The following is a 16,192-nucleotide window of genomic DNA, read 5'->3' as shown; positions in this document are numbered from 1 at the left end:
CGCGGCTCGCACTCCCCTTTCACCTCTCCCCTGCGGGGAGAGGTCGGATCTCGCGCGCATGCGCGAGATCCGGGTGAGGGGGGTGCCGAGGCCAGCCAACCGGCGCCGTAAACCCTCACCCCGGTCGCGCGCTTCGCTCGCGCCCGACCCTCTCCCTCAGGGAGAGGGTGATCTACCCCGCCAGGGCGATGCGCTGATGGCCGGGCTTGCCGTGCAGGAAGCCGTTGGAGAAGACGGCGTTCGGCATCAGGGCGGCGACCCGCGCCTCGCCCTCGGCGGCCGAAATCGTGCCGTCGAGCACGTCGCGGAAGGCCTGCGCCAGCGCGACCATGTCGCAGGTGTGCGGCGACAGGCGGAACGACCCGACGCCGCATTGGGCGAGCACGGCGACGTCGCCGATCAGGTTGACGACCGTGTCGCTCATCGTCTGCACGCCGTTCACGGCGAGGAAGCGGCGGCCCTCCAGCGTATCGACCTCGAGCCCGTCCGGATCCTTGTTGCAGACGAATTGGCAGGAGTCCTTGGCGAGCTGGTGGATGCGGGCGTGGTAGCAGCGCGCCGAGATGGCGAGCGGCGCCCGGCCGAACGCCCACGCCTCCAGCGTCGCCGTCCTCGCCTTCACGGCGAGCGCCGCCATCGCGGTCATCGGCAGCTCGGGCGGCAGGCAGATATGCACGGCCCCCTGCTTCTCCATGAAGGCGACCGTGCCCTCGTTGTAGACGTTGATCAGCGGGCCGATCACGTGCGGCCGGCCGCCGAGCGGGCCGAGCGCCGAGACGTCGCTCGCCTCCACCAGCACGCCGGGGATCGCCAAGAGATCGTTGATCATCTTGCGCTCGCGCGGCAGCGTCGGCAGCGCCAGCGAGGAGAGGATCACGGTCTTGCCGCCGCGCTGCAGGCGCTCGATCACGGCCGGCATGTCGTCCTGATAGAACGGCAGGCGCTTCGAGCACACCACCTCGCCGACGCAGACACGCTCCACCGGCGCCTCGTCGGCGACCCGGAAGTGATAGTCGCGCCACTGCTCGGGCGACCAGTTGAACAGCACGGCTCCGAGCGTGAGGGTGCTGCGTGCGGCGTCCGCGCCGTTGGTCGTCATGAGAATTACCGCCACGTCTTCTGATAGGCGCCGCGCGTCGTCGAGGCGCCCTCGGAGAGCGCCGTCAGGGCACGCGCATTGATCGGCAGGCCGCGGGCATGTTGGTCGAGCGCGCCGCGCAGCGCCCGCACCACCGCATCCGTGTAGCTGCGGCTGCGCTGCCGGCCCTCGATCTTCAGCGCCGTCACGCCGGCCTCGTGGAGCGGCGGGATCAGCAGGCTGGCGTCGAGGCTCGCCGGATCCTCGAAGATGTGCGAGGTCTCGCCGTTCGCCGTGAAGCGGCCCTTGCACAGCGTCGGATACGGCATCGGCTGGCCGCCCGGCACCGTGTTGATCATGAATTCGCCCAGCCGCGAAACGAAGTTGCCCTTCTCCTGCGCATAGGTGACGTGGCTCGGCGGCGAGCAGACCCCGTTCATGTTGGGCGAGCAGCCGGTGGCGTAGGAGGAGAGCGAGCAGCGCCCCTCCGCCATCACGCACAGGCCGCCGAACACGAACACCTCGGTCTCGCAGGGGATTTCCTTGTTGAGGACGGCGATCTCCTGGACGGTCAGAACCCGCGGCAGCACGACGCGCCGCACGCCGAAGCGCTCGACGAAGAAGCCGATCGCCTCCGGATTGGCGGCGGCCGCCTGCACCGAGAGATGCAGGCGCAGGTTCGGGTGCTTCTCGGCGGCATAGTCGAGCAGGCCGATGTCGGCGACGATCGCGGCGTCGCCGCCCACCTGCGCGATCGTGTCGATCGCGCGATGCCACGCCTCGGGCTGGCCGGCGCGCGGGAACGTGTTGACGGCGATCAGCACCTTGACGCCGCGCTTGTGCGCGTAGGCGATGCCGTCCGCCATCTCGGCGTAGCTGAAGTTGAGTCCCGGGAAGTTACGCGCGTTGGTGTCGTCGGCGAAGCCGCAATAGACCGAGTCGGCGCCCGCCTCGATGGCGGCCCGCATGGCGGCCGGCGTGCCGGCCGGGCAGACCAGCTCGAGCTTGCCCTTCGGCGTCCAGGTGTCGTGGGACATCGAGCCGGCCGTCTCGGCGCCCGCTGCCTTGGGGGCGCCGGGCCGTTCGGCTGCCAGAATGGGGGTCATGAGCCGCTCCGTGGGCGGGCGAAGGCGATGCCGGTGATGCGCTCGGCGACCGAGGCGGCGAGGCGGCCGACCTGCTCGGCCGGCGAGGCGAGAGGCCCGAGAACCGCGGCGGCTTCGGCCACGAGATCGATCTCGGCGTCGTCGAGCGCGTTGCGCAGCGCCACCACGGCCGACATGTCGCCTTCCACGGTGAGGTCGCGCGAGAAGAACAGGGCGTCGCCGTCATAGGCGCCGTGAATGAGCCCGACCAGCGCGCCGAGCGGCCCGGCGATGCGGGCGTCGGCCTCCGGCGCCTCGCCTTGGCGCACGACCAGGATCTCGGGATCCTCGGCGCGCGGCGTCATCACGACGACGAAGGGGAGGTCGGTCGGCTCGATGATGAAGCGCTTCCCCGCCTGATCGCCGAGACGGGCGAACATGCCGGGATGCCGCCTGGCGGCCGATTTGACGACGAGATCGAGGGCGGCCGCGAGCGGGGCGAGCGGCAGCGGCCGCAGGCCGAACGCGAGAACCCCCGGGAGCTCGGGGATGGTGGCTGAGTTGCTCGACATGGAAGGGCTTGGTTACCCCGCCGGGGCGGCTAGGGCTTTGTTCTATGTCAAGGACGCACGACACTGCGCGGCCCTTGATCCCGTCCCTTCCGGAGACGAGCCGTGCCGATCCGAGACTTTCCGCCGTTCCGCGACCTTCGCGAGTTCGTCCGTCATCTCGACGCGGCGGGCGACGTCGCCCGCGTCGCCGAGCCGGTCGACCTCGTTCACGACATGGCGGAGGTGCATCGCCGGGTGATCGCCCGCGACGGCCCGGCGCTGGTGTTCGAGCGCCCGCGCGACGCGAGCGGCCGCATCCTGCCCGTGCCGGTGATCGCCAACCTGTTCGGCACCCGCGAGCGGGTCGCCGCCGGACTCGGCATTCGCCCCGAGCGGTTGGCCGAGCTCGGCGAGGCGCTCGCCTCCCTGCGCGAGCCGCAGCCGGTCGACGGGCTGCGCGACGCGCTCGCCCGTCTGCCGATTCTGCGCGCGGCGATGCGCACCCGGGCCGAGACGGTGGACCGCCCGGTGGTGCAGGAGGAGGTCCGCACCGGCCGCGACGTCGATCTCGGGACGCTTCCGGTGCAGACCTGCTGGCCCGGCGAGGCCGGCCCGCTGATCACCTGGGGCGTGGTGACGACCCGGCCGCCCGACAGCGAGACGGTCGCCGGCTACAATCTCGGCATCTACCGGATGCAGGTGCTCGGGCCGGATCGCGTCATCATGCGCTGGCTGCACCATCGCGGTGGCGCGAAGCATCACGCCCAATGGGCCGCGCAGGGCAAGGACACGCCGGTCGCGGTCGCCATCGGCACGGATCCCGCGACCATGCTGGCCGCCGTTCTGCCCCTGCCCGAGGCGCTGTCCGAGGTGCGGTTCTCCGGGCTCCTGCGCGGCGCCCGGCCGCGATTGGCGAAGGCCCGCACCGTGCCGCTGCTGGTGCCGGCCGATTCGGAGATCGTGCTGGAGGGCTTCGTGTCGGCGACCGAGACGGCGCCGGAGGGCCCGTTCGGCGATCACACCGGCTATTACAACGCGGTCGAGCCGTTTCCGGTGATGCGCGTCACCGCGATCACGACGCGGCGCGACCCGACCTATCTCTCCACCTTCACGGGGCGCGCGCCGGACGAGCCGGCCGTGCTCGGCGCCACCTTCAACGAGCTGTTCCTGCCGATCGTCAAGCGGGCGTTCCCGGAGATCGTCGACGTCTGGCTGCCGCCGCACGCCTGCTCGTACCGGATGGCGATCATCGCCATCAAGAAGCGCTATCCCGGCCACGCCCGGCGCATCATGATGGGCCTGTGGGGCATGCTGCCGCAGTTCACCTACACCAAGCTGATCGTGGTGGTGGACGACGACGTCGATCCGAGGAGCTGGGACGACGTCGCCTGGGCGATCGCGACGCGCTTCGACGCCTCGCGCGACCTCGTGGTGATCGACCGCACGCCGATCGACTATCTCGACTTCGCCTCGCCGCTGTCCGGCCTCGGCGGCAAGCTCGGCATCGACGCGACCAACAAGATCGGCACCGAGACCAGCCGCGAATGGGGCGCGGTGCTGAAGGCGACGCCCGAGGTCACGGCGCGCGTCGATGCGCTGTGGTCGAAGCTGGGGTTGTGATTATCGTCTTCACCACCCCCTGGAGGGGCGAGGTCGGCTGCCTCCTTGTCGAGCCGCAGCGCATCGAGACCCTCTCCCTGAGGGAGAGGGTCGACGCGCGAAGCGCGTCGGGGTGAGGGTTTACGGAGCCGATGGAGACCTCGGCAGTAGCTCACCCGGATCTCGCGCTGTTGCGCGAGATCCGACCTCTCCCCGCCGGGGAGAGGTGAAAGGACTGCGCCTCAATTCCCCTGCTTGCGGAAGCGCAGCTCGGCCGGGCCGCCGGAGAGCACCAGGGCGTCGCCGACCATCCTCCAGTGGGTCGCCTGCTCGAGCGCGGCGATCATCGCCGCGTCGGCCTGGGCGCGCTCGGGCGGACAGGTGCGGGCGGCGCGCTCCCCGGTCAGCACCGTGACGGTATCGCCGGCGACGACGAGGCGCGCCTTCACGGCGTCGCACCACAGCTCGATCTCGGCGAGACCGTTGTCGGCGATGTCGAGGATCGGCACCTTCTTGGAGCCCTTCATCGGATCGGCGTCCATGCGCAGCTCCTGCCCGTAAGGAAAGGCGCCCTGCGCCTGCGCGCCCTCGGTCGCGCCCCAGATCACGCCGCCGCACGTCATGCCGCCCCACACGGTGAGCGCGAGGGACAGCCGCAGGACGAAAGAGCCGCGAAAGATCATGAGGTCACTCCGGTTCGAGAGCAGGATCGAGGAAGATATCGAGACCGCGATCGAGACCGCGATCGAGGACGGTATCGCGGCCGCGGCGCGGCGCAGCCGCGGCCGGCCGCCGGGCCGGCCGGGCCCGTCGCGCCGCGCCGGGTCGCCGGGTGCCTTGTTCTTGCCGGCTGGCCGTGGTTGTGGTCAAGCGTCGGCGGCCGATCACCGCCGACCTCGCCGTTTCCCCTGGAGGATTTCATGCGTGCGCTCGCCGCCGTCGCCGCCGCGTCCCTGACGCTCGCCCTTTCCGGCCCCGCCTTCCCGCAGGCCAAGGGCACGCGACCGGCGCCCGCGCCGACGTCGCCGGCCGAGACGGTGCGCTACATCACGATCTTCGGCGAGCTCATGGGATCGCTGTCGAGCGACGCGATCTGGCGCGAGGTGCGCCAGGGCAACCGCGTCGTCTCGGCCGAGCTCGACCTCTGCCACTCGGTGACCCCCGGCTCGATCCGCAAGGATCGCTTCAAGATCGCGCTCAAGCCGGAGGGCGGCAAGCTGGTCGGCAGCGGCAGGAGCGAGCCGGAGGGCGTGCCCGTGACGGTCAGCCTGACCCGCAAGCAGACGAACGACACGTTTTCGCTCGAGGGCACCATCACGCGCGACGGCAAGACGCAGCCGGCGGCGGCGACCGACCTGTCCGACATGAGCGAGCAGGAGTTCAAGGACCAGCAGGCCAGCGAGGAGGAGATCGTCACCTCGCCCGCGACCTTCGCCGACGTGTCACCCGTGGCGGTCGCCGTGAAGGTGTCGCGCGACGGCCTCGTCGATCTGGTGAAGAGCCTGCGCGGCCAGGGCGTGCGGGTCGACTATGCGAGCCTGGTGCAGACCTGCACGGATCTGCGCAGCGGCCACCAGACGGTGCGGCTGGAGACGGCGCCGGAGCGTGCCGCCGCGCTGGTCGCGCGGCTGCAAGGCATGCCGGGCGTGATCACGGCCGGCTGGACCACGGGCGCCTACGGGATCGAGCGCGCCGTGCGGGTCGATGCGGCCGCGTTCATGGACGGCGGCGCCCTCAAGATCGATGCGCTGAGCGAGAAGCTGTCGGCCGCCGTGGCGGCGGCACTCTCCGCGAAGCCGGTGTCGGCGCGCTGGGACGAGGTGACGCGCGAGGTGACCATCACGCTCGAGCGCCCCGACCAGGCGGCGCGCGGCCTCGATCTGTCCGAGGTGATCGAGGTGACCCTGCTGGTCGGTCCGGAGAAGCCCACCGGCGGCGACGGGCTGGTGATCTGGCTCGGCGAATCCTCGATCGAGCCGGCCGACAAGGCGGCAGGCGCCCAGCTCGCCTTCACGGCCGGTTATCACGGCCAGGAGGAGGAGAGCGCCGCGGTCGAGACCGAAGCGCTGCTCGCGACCCTCGCCCGCGACCTGAAAGGCCGCGTCTGGGACGCCGAGAACCAGAGCTGGAAGTGAGGCTCTTCACCTCTCGCTGAAGCGTGCACTGTAGAACGCGTCATTCCGGGGCGGCGCGCAGCGCCGAGCCCGGAATCCATATCCCCGGCGCCGGTGGCTCACGACAGACCGGGGGCAAGGATCCCGGGCTCCGCGCTGTCACGCGGCCCCGGAACGACCGAGGATCTGGCGACGCGCTCACGGCAGGCGAGGGACGCGAGGGCTGCCACCTCGCCCCGTCAGCTTCCGTACAGCCAGTTGGGCAGCCACAGCACGATATCGGGCCACATGTAGATGATCACCATGCACAGGATCACCACGCCCATGTAGGGCATCATGCCGGCGAAGATCTGGTTGATGGTGACGTGCGGCGGCGCGACGCCCTTCAGGTAGAAGGCCGACATGGCGACCGGCGGCGACAGGAAGGCGGCCTGCAGGTTGACGAAGACGAGCACGCCCCACAGGACGGGATCGATGCCGAAGTGCTTCAGCAGCGGCAGGAAGATCGGCACGAAGATGATGATGATCTCGGTCCATTCCAGCGGCCAGCCGAGAATGAAGATGATCGCCTGCGACAGCAGCATGAACTGGGTGGGCGTCATGTCGAGCGACAGCACCCATCGCTCCAGCAGCGCCTGGCCGCCGAGCACCGCGAACACGGCCGAGAACAGGGCCGAGCCGATGAACAGCCAGCACACCATCGCGGTCGTCTTGGCGGTGAGGAACACCGCCTCGGTGGTGCGCTTCCAGTCGAGCGTGCGGGCGAGCAGCGCCAGCAGGAAGGCCCCGAAGGCGCCGACCGCGGCCGACTCGGTCGCCGTGGTGATGCCGAGCAGGATGACGAGCAGCACGGTCGTGCTCAGCACCCCGATCGGCAGCACCGAGGTGGCGAGCAGCTTGAGGAGCGAGAACCGCTCGGCCTCCATGCGCCAGTAGTAGCGCATCAGCATCGCCGCGAGCAGCGCGCAGATCACGCCGTAGGTCACGTAGAAGCCGGTGCCCGGTCCGCTATCCGCCGCCTCCTCGACCGGGGCGGCACCACCGAGCGGCTGCAGGCCGAGCGCCTCGATCTCCTCGGCCGGTGCGCGGTGGACGACGACGTACCACCAGACGAGGCCCATCACCGCGACGCACAGGGCGAGCGGCACCAGCGCGATCAGGAAGTTGCCGAGCAGCGTGCCGTAGCGGACCGGCACCCCGTCCTCCGTCTTGACCGCCAGAGCCCGGGCCGGGGAGGCGAGCGCGGTGACGAAGGTCTTCAGCATGTTGGGCGAGTAGGCGACGCGCAGCCGGTCGACCCATTGCGGCACCGGCACGCGCGTCTGCTCGGGCGGCAGCGGCGGCGCCAGCGACGGCTGGATCAGGGCCCGGCCGACGATGTAGGCGATGTAGAGGCTCGCCAGGAAGAAGCCCGGGAACATCGCCGCGGCGTAGAGCTTCACCACCGACTGCCCGGCGACCGCCGCGTAGACGATGATCATCACCGAGGGTGGAATGAGAATGCCGAGCGTGCCGCCGGCCGTGATGACGCCGGCGGCGAGCTTGACGTCGTAGCCGGCGCGCAGCATCGGGCCGAGCGCGATCACGCCCATCAGCACGACGACGGCGCCGACCAGGCCCGAGGCCAGCCCCCAGAAGGCGCAGACGATCAGGGTCGCGACCGCCAGCGACGCCGGCAGCCGGCTGAACGAGAGCTGCACGCTGTAGAACATCTTGTCGACCAGCGCGCCGCGCTCCATCACGTAGCCCATCAGCACGAAGAGCGGGATGGAGATCAGAACGTCGTTGGTCATCGCGCCGTAGGCGCGCTGGACCATCAGGTCGAAGACGCGGTTGTCCCACCAGAACTGGCTCGGATCGTAGAAGGCGTAGAAGCCGAAGAAGATGCCGAGCCCCATCAGCGTGAAAGCGGTGGGGAAGCCCATCATGATGGCGATCACGATGAGCCCGAGCATCAGGAGCCCGAGAGCGGGATCGCTCATGTGTTCACGTCTCCCCCCATGCCGCGCTGGCGCACGGTCTCTTCCATCTTGTGCGTGCGGGCGATCGCCGCGTCGCGGTCGGCGGCGTCGATGTATTCGCTCTTGGCGAGCTGCTCCTCGACGACGTCGAGCTCGTCGACGTCCTTCAGGCGCGGCGGCCAGGTTCCCGTCCTGAGGCAGACGACGCAGCGGAGCATCTCGGCGAGCCCCTGCATCATCACGAGGACGCCGGCGATCGGGATCACGGTCTTGAACGGATAGACGGGCGGCCCGTCGGCCGTGACGTTCGAGTGCTCGAGAATGCGCCACGAATCCTGGGCGTAGTGATATCCGGCATAGATCAGCGCGGCGATGCCGGGGAAAAAGAACAGGATGTAGAGGGCGAGGTCGAGCCCGGCCTGGGTGCGCGGCCGCATCGAGCCGTAGAGGAAGTCGCCGCGGACATGCGCGTTCTGGGCGAGCGCATAGGCGCCGCACAGCATGAACACGGTGCCGTAGAGCATGTTGTTGAGATCGAAGATCCAGGCGGTCGGGGCGTTGAGGGCATAGCGCTTGACCACCTCGATCACGACGACCGCCATCAGCACGATGATCAGCCAGGCCGCGGTCTTGCCGACGATCGTGCTGATCAGGTCGGCGATGTAGAGGACGCGCTGGATCGGCTTCGCACGCCGAATGGCCCGGGTGGACGCTTGCATCGACATGGGCGGGGACGCTCGGCGCGGGGGGCGATCGGGGCGCGTGGGCCGTCCGGCGCGCCGCGGACGGGACGTCGTCTGACGGTCGGACGCGTCGCCGCGTTCGGCAACGGCGTGGCGGACGGGACCGGAGCGACCTTCGCGACGGCGAGGACCGCTCCGGTATGGGCGTGATCAGGTCGGCTGCTTGGCGACGCCGGCGGCGCCGAAATAGTGATCGAACGCCATCTTGCGGCTCACCACCGTGTCGTTCTCCCACTGCGTGGCGCGCTGGGCGAACTGCCGCTGCGACTCGAGGATCTCCTTGAACATCGCGTTGTCGGCCGCCTTCTTCTTCACGACGTCGTCGTAGACCTCGAGCTGCCGCTTCAGCACGGCGTCGGGCGTCTTGTAGAAGCGGACCTTGTCCTTCTGCTGCATCTCGACATAGTCCTTGGAGTAGCGGTCGACCGCCTTCCACGACATGTCGGCCGACGCGGCTTCGACCGCGTTGGCGATGATGGCCCGCATCTTCTCCGGCAGCGCGTCGTACTTGGTCTTGTTGAACAAGATCTCGAACTGCTCGGCGTTCTGGTGGTAGCTCTGCAGCATGCAGACCTTGGAGACGTCCGGGAAGCCGAGCACGCGATCCGAGGAGGCGTTGTTGAACTCGGCGGCGTCGAGGAGGCCGCGGTCCATCGCCGAGACGATCTCGCCGCCCGGCAGCGCGTTGACGGCGGCGCCGAGGCCCGTGAACACGTCGATCGAGATGCCGACGGTCCGGTACTTGAGGCCCTTCATGTCGTCGACCTTGGTGATCGGCTTCTTGAACCAACCGAGCGGTTGGGTCGGCATCGGGCCGTAGGGGAACGACACGACGTTGGCGCCGATCGAGTCGTAGAGCTTGGCGAGCAGCTCCTTGCCGCCGCCGTACTTGTGCCAGGCGAGCAGCATGTTGGCGTCCATCGCGTAGCCCGGGCCGGAGCCCCAGAGCGCGAGCGCGGTCTGCTTGCCGTAGTGATAGACCATGACGCCGTGACCGCCGTCGAGCGTGCCCTTCGACACCGCCTCGAGCAGGCCGAAGGCGGGCACCACGGCGCCCGCCGGCAGCACCTCGATCTTCAGGTCGCCGCCGGTCATGTCGTTGACCTTCTTGGCGAAGTCGAGGGCGTATTCGTGGAAGATGTCCTTCGACGGCCAGGTGCTCTGCCAGCGCATGGTGATCGGGCCGCTCGACTGGGCGACGGCCGGGGCCGCGACCGTCGCGGCAGCGCCGGCCGCGCCGGCGGTCAGCAGGAACTTGCGCCGCGTCGCGGCTTTCGCCGTGGTCGCCGGGGTCTGAGCGGGCGACGTGCGGACGGACGGGTGGCGGGAATCCGGGCGGGACATGTCTGCGTTTCCTCCAAAAAATCGTTGGCGAACGGCCTCGTTTTCGGGCCGTTTGGAGCGTGGACCGCTCGTGCTCCGGCAGGCGGGTGCTGCCGGTTGGGCGGCAGTGTGGCCGGTTCCCGCCGCAACCTCAAGGGCGAAGGCATCGAACTTTAGGTGAAATTCCGGATCGCCGGCGCCCGCCCGGGGCAGGCCGCGGCGGCGGCCTCCGGGACGTGAAAACGCCCGCTTTCGCCGCGATTGAAGCGGCGTTTCGCCGCCCGCCCCGCGGGCCGCGCCGCCGCCAGTGGAGCGCCCCTTGTCCCGCCTGACATCGTCTCTCGCCGTCGTGTGGCGCCTCGCCGCACCTTACTTCCGCTCGGAGGACCGCTGGGCGGGCCGCGGCCTGCTCGCCGCCGTGATCGTCATCGAGCTCGCCATCGTCGCCATCACGGTGATGATCAACCAGTGGAACAACCGCTTCTACAACGCCTTGCAGGAGCGCAGCTGGGACGCCTTCGTGTCCGAGCTCCTGTTCTTCTGCGCGCTCGCCGCGGCCTACATCGTGCTCGCCGTCTACCAGCTCTACCTGAACCAGTGGCTGCAGATCCGCTGGCGGCGCTGGATGACCGGGCAGTATCTGTCGCAGTGGCTCGCCCACGGCAACCACTACCGCATGCAGCTGCTCGGCGACGCGGCCGACAATCCCGATCAGCGCATCGCCGAGGACATCAACCAGTTCATCGACCGCGGCCTGACCATCGGGCTCGGGCTGCTCAACGCGGTCGTCACCCTGGTCTCCTTCGTCGCCATCCTGTGGGGCCTGTCGGCGCAGGCGCCGCTGCATCTCGGCGGGCGCATCTGGGACATTCCGGGCTATCTGGTCTGGGCCGCGCTCCTCTGGGCGATCGTCGGCACCGCGCTCACCCATCTGATCGGTCGGCCGCTGATCCCGCTGAACTTCCGGCAGCAGCGCTACGAGGCCGACTTCCGCTTCAGCCTCGTGCGGGTGCGCGAGAACGGCGAGCAGATCGCGCTGCTCGGCGGCGAGAGCGCCGAGAAGGCCCGGCTACTCGACCGCTTCGGCGCCCTGATGGGCAACTGGTTCGCCATCATGACGCGGCAGAAGAAGCTCACCTTCTTCACGGCCGGCTACGGTCAGGTCTCGACCGTGTTCCCGTTCGTCGTCGTGTCGCCGGCCTATTTCGCCGGTGCCGTCAATCTCGGCGGGCTGATGCAGACGGCGTCCGCCTTCGGCAGCGTTCAGACGGCACTGTCGTTCTTCATCACCTCCTACCGGTCGATCGCCGAGTGGAAGGCCGTGGTCGACCGCCTCGACGGCTTCGACGCCGCGATCGCGGCGGGGCGGGCCGCGACGCAGGCGCCCGAGACCGTCGCGGTGACGCGGCGGCCGGACGCGGACGCGATCGCGGCCACGGCGCTCGACGTGCGGTTGCCGAACGGTCGGTCGTTGGTGACGGCCGCCGACTTCGAGCTTCCGGCCGGCGCCCGCGTGCTGGTCGCCGGCCCGTCGGGCTCGGGCAAGTCGACCCTGTTCCGGGCACTGGCCGGGATCTGGCCGTTCGGCGACGGCGACATCGCGGTGCCGGCCGACAAGTCCGTGATGGTGCTGCCGCAGAAGCCCTATCTGCCGATCGGCCCGCTCGCCGCCGCGGTGTGCTACCCGGCGCTCCCCGACGCTTTCTCACGCGAGCGAATCGGCGCGGTGCTGACGTCCGTCGGTCTCGGGGCTCTGGTTCCGCGGCTCGACGAGGACGCCCATTGGGCCCGCATGCTGTCGCTCGGCGAGCAGCAACGCCTCGCCATCGCCCGCGCCGTCCTGCACGCGCCCGACTATCTGTTCCTCGACGAGGCGACCGCCTCGCTCGACGAACCTTCCGAGGCCGCCCTGTATCGGCTGTTGCGCGAAGCGCTGCCCGGCACGGCGCTGATCTCGATCGGGCATCGCTCGACGCTGGACGCCCTGCACGAGCGCCGCCTGGTGCTGGAGCGCGACGGCGACCGCCACACGATCCGCGAGCGGGATCCGGCGCCGGCGCCGTGAAGCCAGGCTTCAAAAAAAGGGCGGCGCCGTAGCGCCGCCCCGAGGCATTCGATGGAGGAAGAGACGCTTACTTCAGGTTGCTGCCATAGGTCAGGTCGGCCTTCAGCGACACCACGTAGGCCTGGCCGCACCACTTGGAGCCGTAGGCGTTGCCCAGGGCACCGTTCACGCCCGGGACGAAGGCGCCCGGATCGAACGTGGCGTTGAAGTCGCTGGTGATGGCGTTGCACTCGCCCTGGCTCAGGTCGGTGTCGTAGTAGCGCACATCGACCGTGAAGACGTTCCAGGTGAGGGCGAGGCCGACGTTCCAGGTGTTGTAGTCGGGAAGCCGGATGTTGCCGTAGAACGCATCGGTGCGGCCCAGGAAGTAATGGCCGAACTCGCCCGAGGCGTAGAGACCGAAGCCGGTCGGCAGCCAGTTCGACGGGGCCGTAAGCTTGAGATTGCCGGACACATACTGGGCATCGAAGCCGAAGTTCAGCCAGTTGTCGTCGTAGAAGTAGCCGGCGCCGACCGCGATGTTGTCGTTGACGGTCCAGGTCGCCTTCGCGAAGTACTCGAGGAAGCTCAGATCCTTCTTGATGACGTTGTTGGCCGTGTTCGGAAGGATGTTGCCGTTGAGGGCGCACTCGCCCGGGACGGCCGCATTGTAGCACTCGCCCTTCGGATAGTAGTAGTACCAGACGCCGAAGTCGAACGCGACCGGACCGAAGGTCGGCCGGATGCCGCCGTAGATGTCGATCTCGGCCGTCGGGCGGTTCGAGAAGTCGATGCTCCAGCCGCCGAGGCCCGCATACAGCTGCAGGTTCGGATTGACGTTGTAGCGCGGCTCGAAATACGCGTTGACGGACGGGCCGTTGTTGGACTGCGAGATGCCGCGGAAGATGTAGTTCGAGTAGACGCCGGCGCCGAAGGCGATGTCCCACGGATTGGTGACGACCGGCGCGGCGATCTTCGGCGCCTTGACGGGCATATCGGCGGCGAGCGCCGAGCCGGTCAGGCCGAGAGCGGCGATCGTTGCCAGAGCGATCTTCTTCATGTCGAGCCCCCTATCCCCTTGCGAGACGCACCGGGCTGCTGCGCTCGCTTGAACCCCCACTCCACTGCCCCGTCCTTCCCCAAGGCGGAAGCAGATCGTGATTTATAAACTCACACGGGATGGTCGCGCGGCAAGGTAAATCGCGTGGCAATTGCCGCATAATTAGGCAATCAAATACGGTTCATGACAGGCGTTGCCGTTTTGCCACAATGCGGCCGCAGAACCTGCCCGCGCGGAGGAATTTGGTAGTCCGTTCAGCCAGGCAGGCTGCCTATGACGAATCAGCGCGCGGGCCGGACGGCGGCGGAATCGTGTCGGCACGCGCGGTCCGGCGAATCGCGAAAGGGCCGCCCGAAAGGGGCGGCCCTTTGAACGCGGCGGCAGGTAATCCGCTCAGGCGAGGAGCTGATAGGCCGGGACGGTGAGGAAGTCCTCGAACTCCGGCGCCAGGGAGAGCCGGCGGAACAGATCGATCGCCTCGGGGAAGCGGCCGGCGTCGTAGGCCTCGGCCCCGAGCTCGCCCCGCACCCGCTCCATCTCCTCGGCCAGCGCCTTGTCGAAGAACTCCGGCGTCACCGTCACGCCGTTCTCCAGCACGGCGCCGTACTGCAGCCACTGCCAGATCTGCGCCCGCGAGATCTCGGCGGTCGCGGCGTCCTCCATCAGGTTGTAGATCGGCACCGCGCCGCGGCCGCGCAGCCACGCCTCGATGTACTGCACGCCGACCCGGATGTTGAGGCGGAAGCCCTCCTCGGTCTTGGTGCCCTCGTGGATGCGCAGCAGATCGGCTTGGCCGACCTCGACGTCGTCGCGCTGGCGGTCGACCTGGTTGGGCTGTGGCATCAGCCGGTCGAACACCTCCTTGGCGACCGGTACCAGGTCCGGATGGGCGACCCAGGTGCCGTCGTGGCCGTCGTTGACCTCGCGCTCCTTGTCGGCCCTCACCTTGGCGAAGGCCGCTTCGTTGGCCGCGGGGTCGCCCTTGATCGGGATCTGGGCCGCCATGCCCCCCATCGCGAAGGCGCCGCGGCGGTGGCAGGTCTTGATCAGGAGGAGCGCATAGGCGCCGAGGAACGCCTTGCCCATCACCACCTGGCCGCGGTCCGGCAGCACGTAGTCCGGGCGCTTCGCCAGCTTCTTGATGAAGGAGAAGATGTAGTCCCAGCGCCCGGCATTCAGGCCGGCGGCGTGGTCGCGCAGCTCGTAGAGGATCTCGTCCATCTCGAAGCCGGCCGGCAGCGTCTCGATCAGCACCGTCGCCTTGATGGTGCCCTTCGGGATGCCGAGCTTCTCCTGGGCGTAGACGAACACGTCGTTCCACAGCCGCGCCTCGAGATGCGACTCGAGCTTGGGGATGTAGAAGTACGGTCCCGAGCCCTTGGCGAGCAGCGCCTTGGCGTTGTGGAAGAAGTAGAGGCCGAAGTCGAACAGCGATCCCGAAAGCGGCTCGCCGTCGACCGTCACGTGCTCCTCGAGCAGATGCCAGCCGCGCGGCCGGATGATCAGCACCGCGGGGGTCTCGCCGATCGCGTAGCGCTTGCCCGAGGTCTCGTCGGTGAAGTCGATCTTGCCGTCCCAGCGGTCGCGCAGGTTGAGCTGGCCCTCGATGCAGTTCGACCAGGTCGGCGAGTTGGCGTCCTCGAAGTCGGCCATGAAATGCGTCGCGCCCGAGTTGAGCGCGTTGACGATCATCTTGCGGTCGACCGGGCCCGTGATCTCGACCCGGCGGTCCTGCAGGTCGGCCGGGATCGGTCCGACCTTCCAGTCGCCGGCGCGGATCTCCGCGGTCTCGGGCAGAAAGTCGGGCAGCTCGCCGGCGTCGAAGCGCGCCTGGCGCTCGGCCCGCGCCGCGAGCAGCTCGCGGCGGCGGCCGTCGAAGCGGCGATGCAGCTCGGCCACGAAGGCGAGCGCACCGGGCGACAGGATCTCCGGATAGCGCGGCCCCATGCGGCCCTTCACGACGACGCCCGGAACGGCGCCGCCGCGCGCCCGCGGCCGCTCGGCCCGCGGCTTCTTCTCGGACGGACGCAGCGCCGAGGCGGGCCGCGGCGCCGGCTTGAGCGCGGCGGCCGCCGCGTCGGCGACGGTCGCCACGACGCGCCGGACCGCGCGCTTGACCCGGCCGGCGGCACGCTCGCGGGCGATGTCGAGGTTCGACATCGGCGCCGGCGCCGCGGCGGCGGGCTTCTTCGCGGCCGGGGCCTTGGGGGCCGCCGCCTTCGGGGCAGGGGTCTTCGAAGCGGGCGCCTTCGCCACCGGCTTGGCGGTCGGCTTCGCCGACGGCGTGGTCGCGGGCTTGCCGACGGACCTCGGCGCCGGCTTCGCCGCCGCGGCCGGTGTCTTCGACGACCTCGCGGGCGCCTTGGCGGCGCCCTTCGGGGCCGCCTTGACGACGGCCTTGGCGGCCTTCGTCGCGGGCTTCGTCGCCTTCGCAGGCTTCGAACCCTTCGCGGGCTTCGCCGCCGCGCGCGTCGCGGCGCGCGCGGCCGGCTTGGGGGCTTTCGCCGGCTTGACGGCCTTGGCGGTCTTGGCCGACGTCGCCGGCTTCGACGGCTTGACGGGCTTTGCCGGCTTGGCGGCCGTCGCAGCCGGCTTCATCGGCTTGGTTGCCTTGGCCGGCTTCGCCGGCTTGGT

At 69.5% G+C, this 16,192-nt stretch carries 12 protein-coding genes and 1 pseudogene; 4 read left to right on the top strand and 9 right to left on the bottom strand.

Translation table 11 applies throughout. The features are described from left to right. Positions 1-172 precede the first annotated feature (172 nt). The 3 genes from ubiV to ubiT all read right to left on the bottom strand — a co-directional run bounded on the left by ubiV (position 173) and on the right by ubiT (position 2,735). Positions 173-1,099: a ubiquinone anaerobic biosynthesis protein UbiV gene (ubiV, locus tag ACFSOX_RS13760; protein ID WP_378478383.1), complete on the bottom strand. Its 927-nt coding sequence runs from the start codon at positions 1,097-1,099 to the stop codon at positions 173-175. A gap of 5 nt (positions 1,100-1,104) precedes the next feature. Further along, complete coding sequence (ubiU, locus tag ACFSOX_RS13755; protein WP_378478437.1) at positions 1,105-2,115, bottom strand: ubiquinone anaerobic biosynthesis protein UbiU; 1,011 nt, start codon at positions 2,113-2,115, stop codon at positions 1,105-1,107. A 65-nt stretch (positions 2,116-2,180) separates the two neighbouring features. Then, complete coding sequence (gene ubiT / locus ACFSOX_RS13750) at positions 2,181-2,735, bottom strand: ubiquinone anaerobic biosynthesis accessory factor UbiT (RefSeq protein ID WP_378478382.1); 555 nt, start codon at positions 2,733-2,735, stop codon at positions 2,181-2,183. A 102-nt stretch (positions 2,736-2,837) separates the two neighbouring features. On the opposite strand from ubiT, the gene ACFSOX_RS13745 reads away from it, so the two are divergent. Further along, complete coding sequence (locus tag ACFSOX_RS13745; protein ID WP_378478381.1) at positions 2,838-4,334, top strand: UbiD family decarboxylase; 1,497 nt, start codon at positions 2,838-2,840, stop codon at positions 4,332-4,334. A gap of 221 nt (positions 4,335-4,555) precedes the next feature. Here ACFSOX_RS13745 and ACFSOX_RS13740 read toward each other — a convergent pair whose 3' ends face one another. After that, entirely contained in the window at positions 4,556-4,996 is a 441-nt protein-coding gene (locus ACFSOX_RS13740; RefSeq protein ID WP_378478380.1) for an META domain-containing protein, read from the bottom strand. Between the two features lie 237 nt (positions 4,997-5,233). Between ACFSOX_RS13740 and ACFSOX_RS13735 the strand changes: the two genes are divergently transcribed. Further along, the gene (locus ACFSOX_RS13735; protein WP_378478379.1) at positions 5,234-6,448 is read left to right on the top strand and encodes a hypothetical protein; all 1,215 of its coding nucleotides are present in this window, start codon (positions 5,234-5,236) and stop codon (positions 6,446-6,448) included. 218 nt (positions 6,449-6,666) lie between these two features. On the opposite strand, the gene ACFSOX_RS13730 is transcribed toward ACFSOX_RS13735, so the two are convergent. The 3 genes from ACFSOX_RS13730 to ACFSOX_RS13720 all read right to left on the bottom strand — a co-directional run bounded on the left by ACFSOX_RS13730 (position 6,667) and on the right by ACFSOX_RS13720 (position 10,475). Then, on the bottom strand, positions 6,667-8,409 hold the full coding sequence (locus ACFSOX_RS13730) for a TRAP transporter large permease (protein ID WP_378478378.1): 1,743 nt from the start codon (positions 8,407-8,409) through the stop codon (positions 6,667-6,669). Further along, the gene (locus ACFSOX_RS13725; RefSeq protein WP_378478436.1) at positions 8,406-9,107 is read right to left on the bottom strand and encodes a TRAP transporter small permease subunit; all 702 of its coding nucleotides are present in this window, start codon (positions 9,105-9,107) and stop codon (positions 8,406-8,408) included. Before ACFSOX_RS13725 ends, ACFSOX_RS13730 begins: the two co-directional genes overlap by 4 nt. Before the next feature lie 174 nt (positions 9,108-9,281). Continuing rightward, positions 9,282-10,475, bottom strand: a complete 1,194-nt coding sequence (locus ACFSOX_RS13720) for a TRAP transporter substrate-binding protein (RefSeq protein WP_378478377.1) — start codon at positions 10,473-10,475, stop codon at positions 9,282-9,284. 298 nt (positions 10,476-10,773) lie between these two features. On the opposite strand from ACFSOX_RS13720, the gene ACFSOX_RS13715 reads away from it, so the two are divergent. Beyond that, the gene (locus ACFSOX_RS13715; protein ID WP_378478376.1) at positions 10,774-12,519 is read left to right on the top strand and encodes an ABC transporter ATP-binding protein/permease; all 1,746 of its coding nucleotides are present in this window, start codon (positions 10,774-10,776) and stop codon (positions 12,517-12,519) included. A 67-nt stretch (positions 12,520-12,586) separates the two neighbouring features. Here the strand turns inward: ACFSOX_RS13715 and ACFSOX_RS13710 are convergent, their stop codons facing one another. Next, positions 12,587-13,558 carry a TorF family putative porin gene (locus ACFSOX_RS13710; RefSeq protein WP_378478375.1) on the bottom strand — a complete coding sequence of 324 codons (972 nt, stop codon included), beginning with the start codon at positions 13,556-13,558 and terminating at the stop codon, positions 12,587-12,589. A 393-nt stretch (positions 13,559-13,951) separates the two neighbouring features. Next, on the bottom strand, positions 13,952-15,718 hold the full coding sequence (aceB, locus tag ACFSOX_RS13705) for a malate synthase A (RefSeq protein WP_378478374.1): 1,767 nt from the start codon (positions 15,716-15,718) through the stop codon (positions 13,952-13,954). Between aceB and ACFSOX_RS13700 the strand changes: the two are divergent. After that, positions 15,672-16,192: pseudogene (locus ACFSOX_RS13700) on the top strand (hypothetical protein); the annotation flags it as partial. The gene aceB and the pseudogene ACFSOX_RS13700 sit on opposite strands and share 47 nt — an antisense overlap.

This window comes from Rhodoplanes azumiensis (genome assembly GCF_042682915.1).
GTDB lineage: Bacteria > Pseudomonadota > Alphaproteobacteria > Rhizobiales > Xanthobacteraceae > Rhodoplanes > Rhodoplanes azumiensis.
The sequence above is the reverse complement of the archived record's forward strand: the minus strand, read 5'-3'. Positions and strand labels throughout refer to the sequence as shown.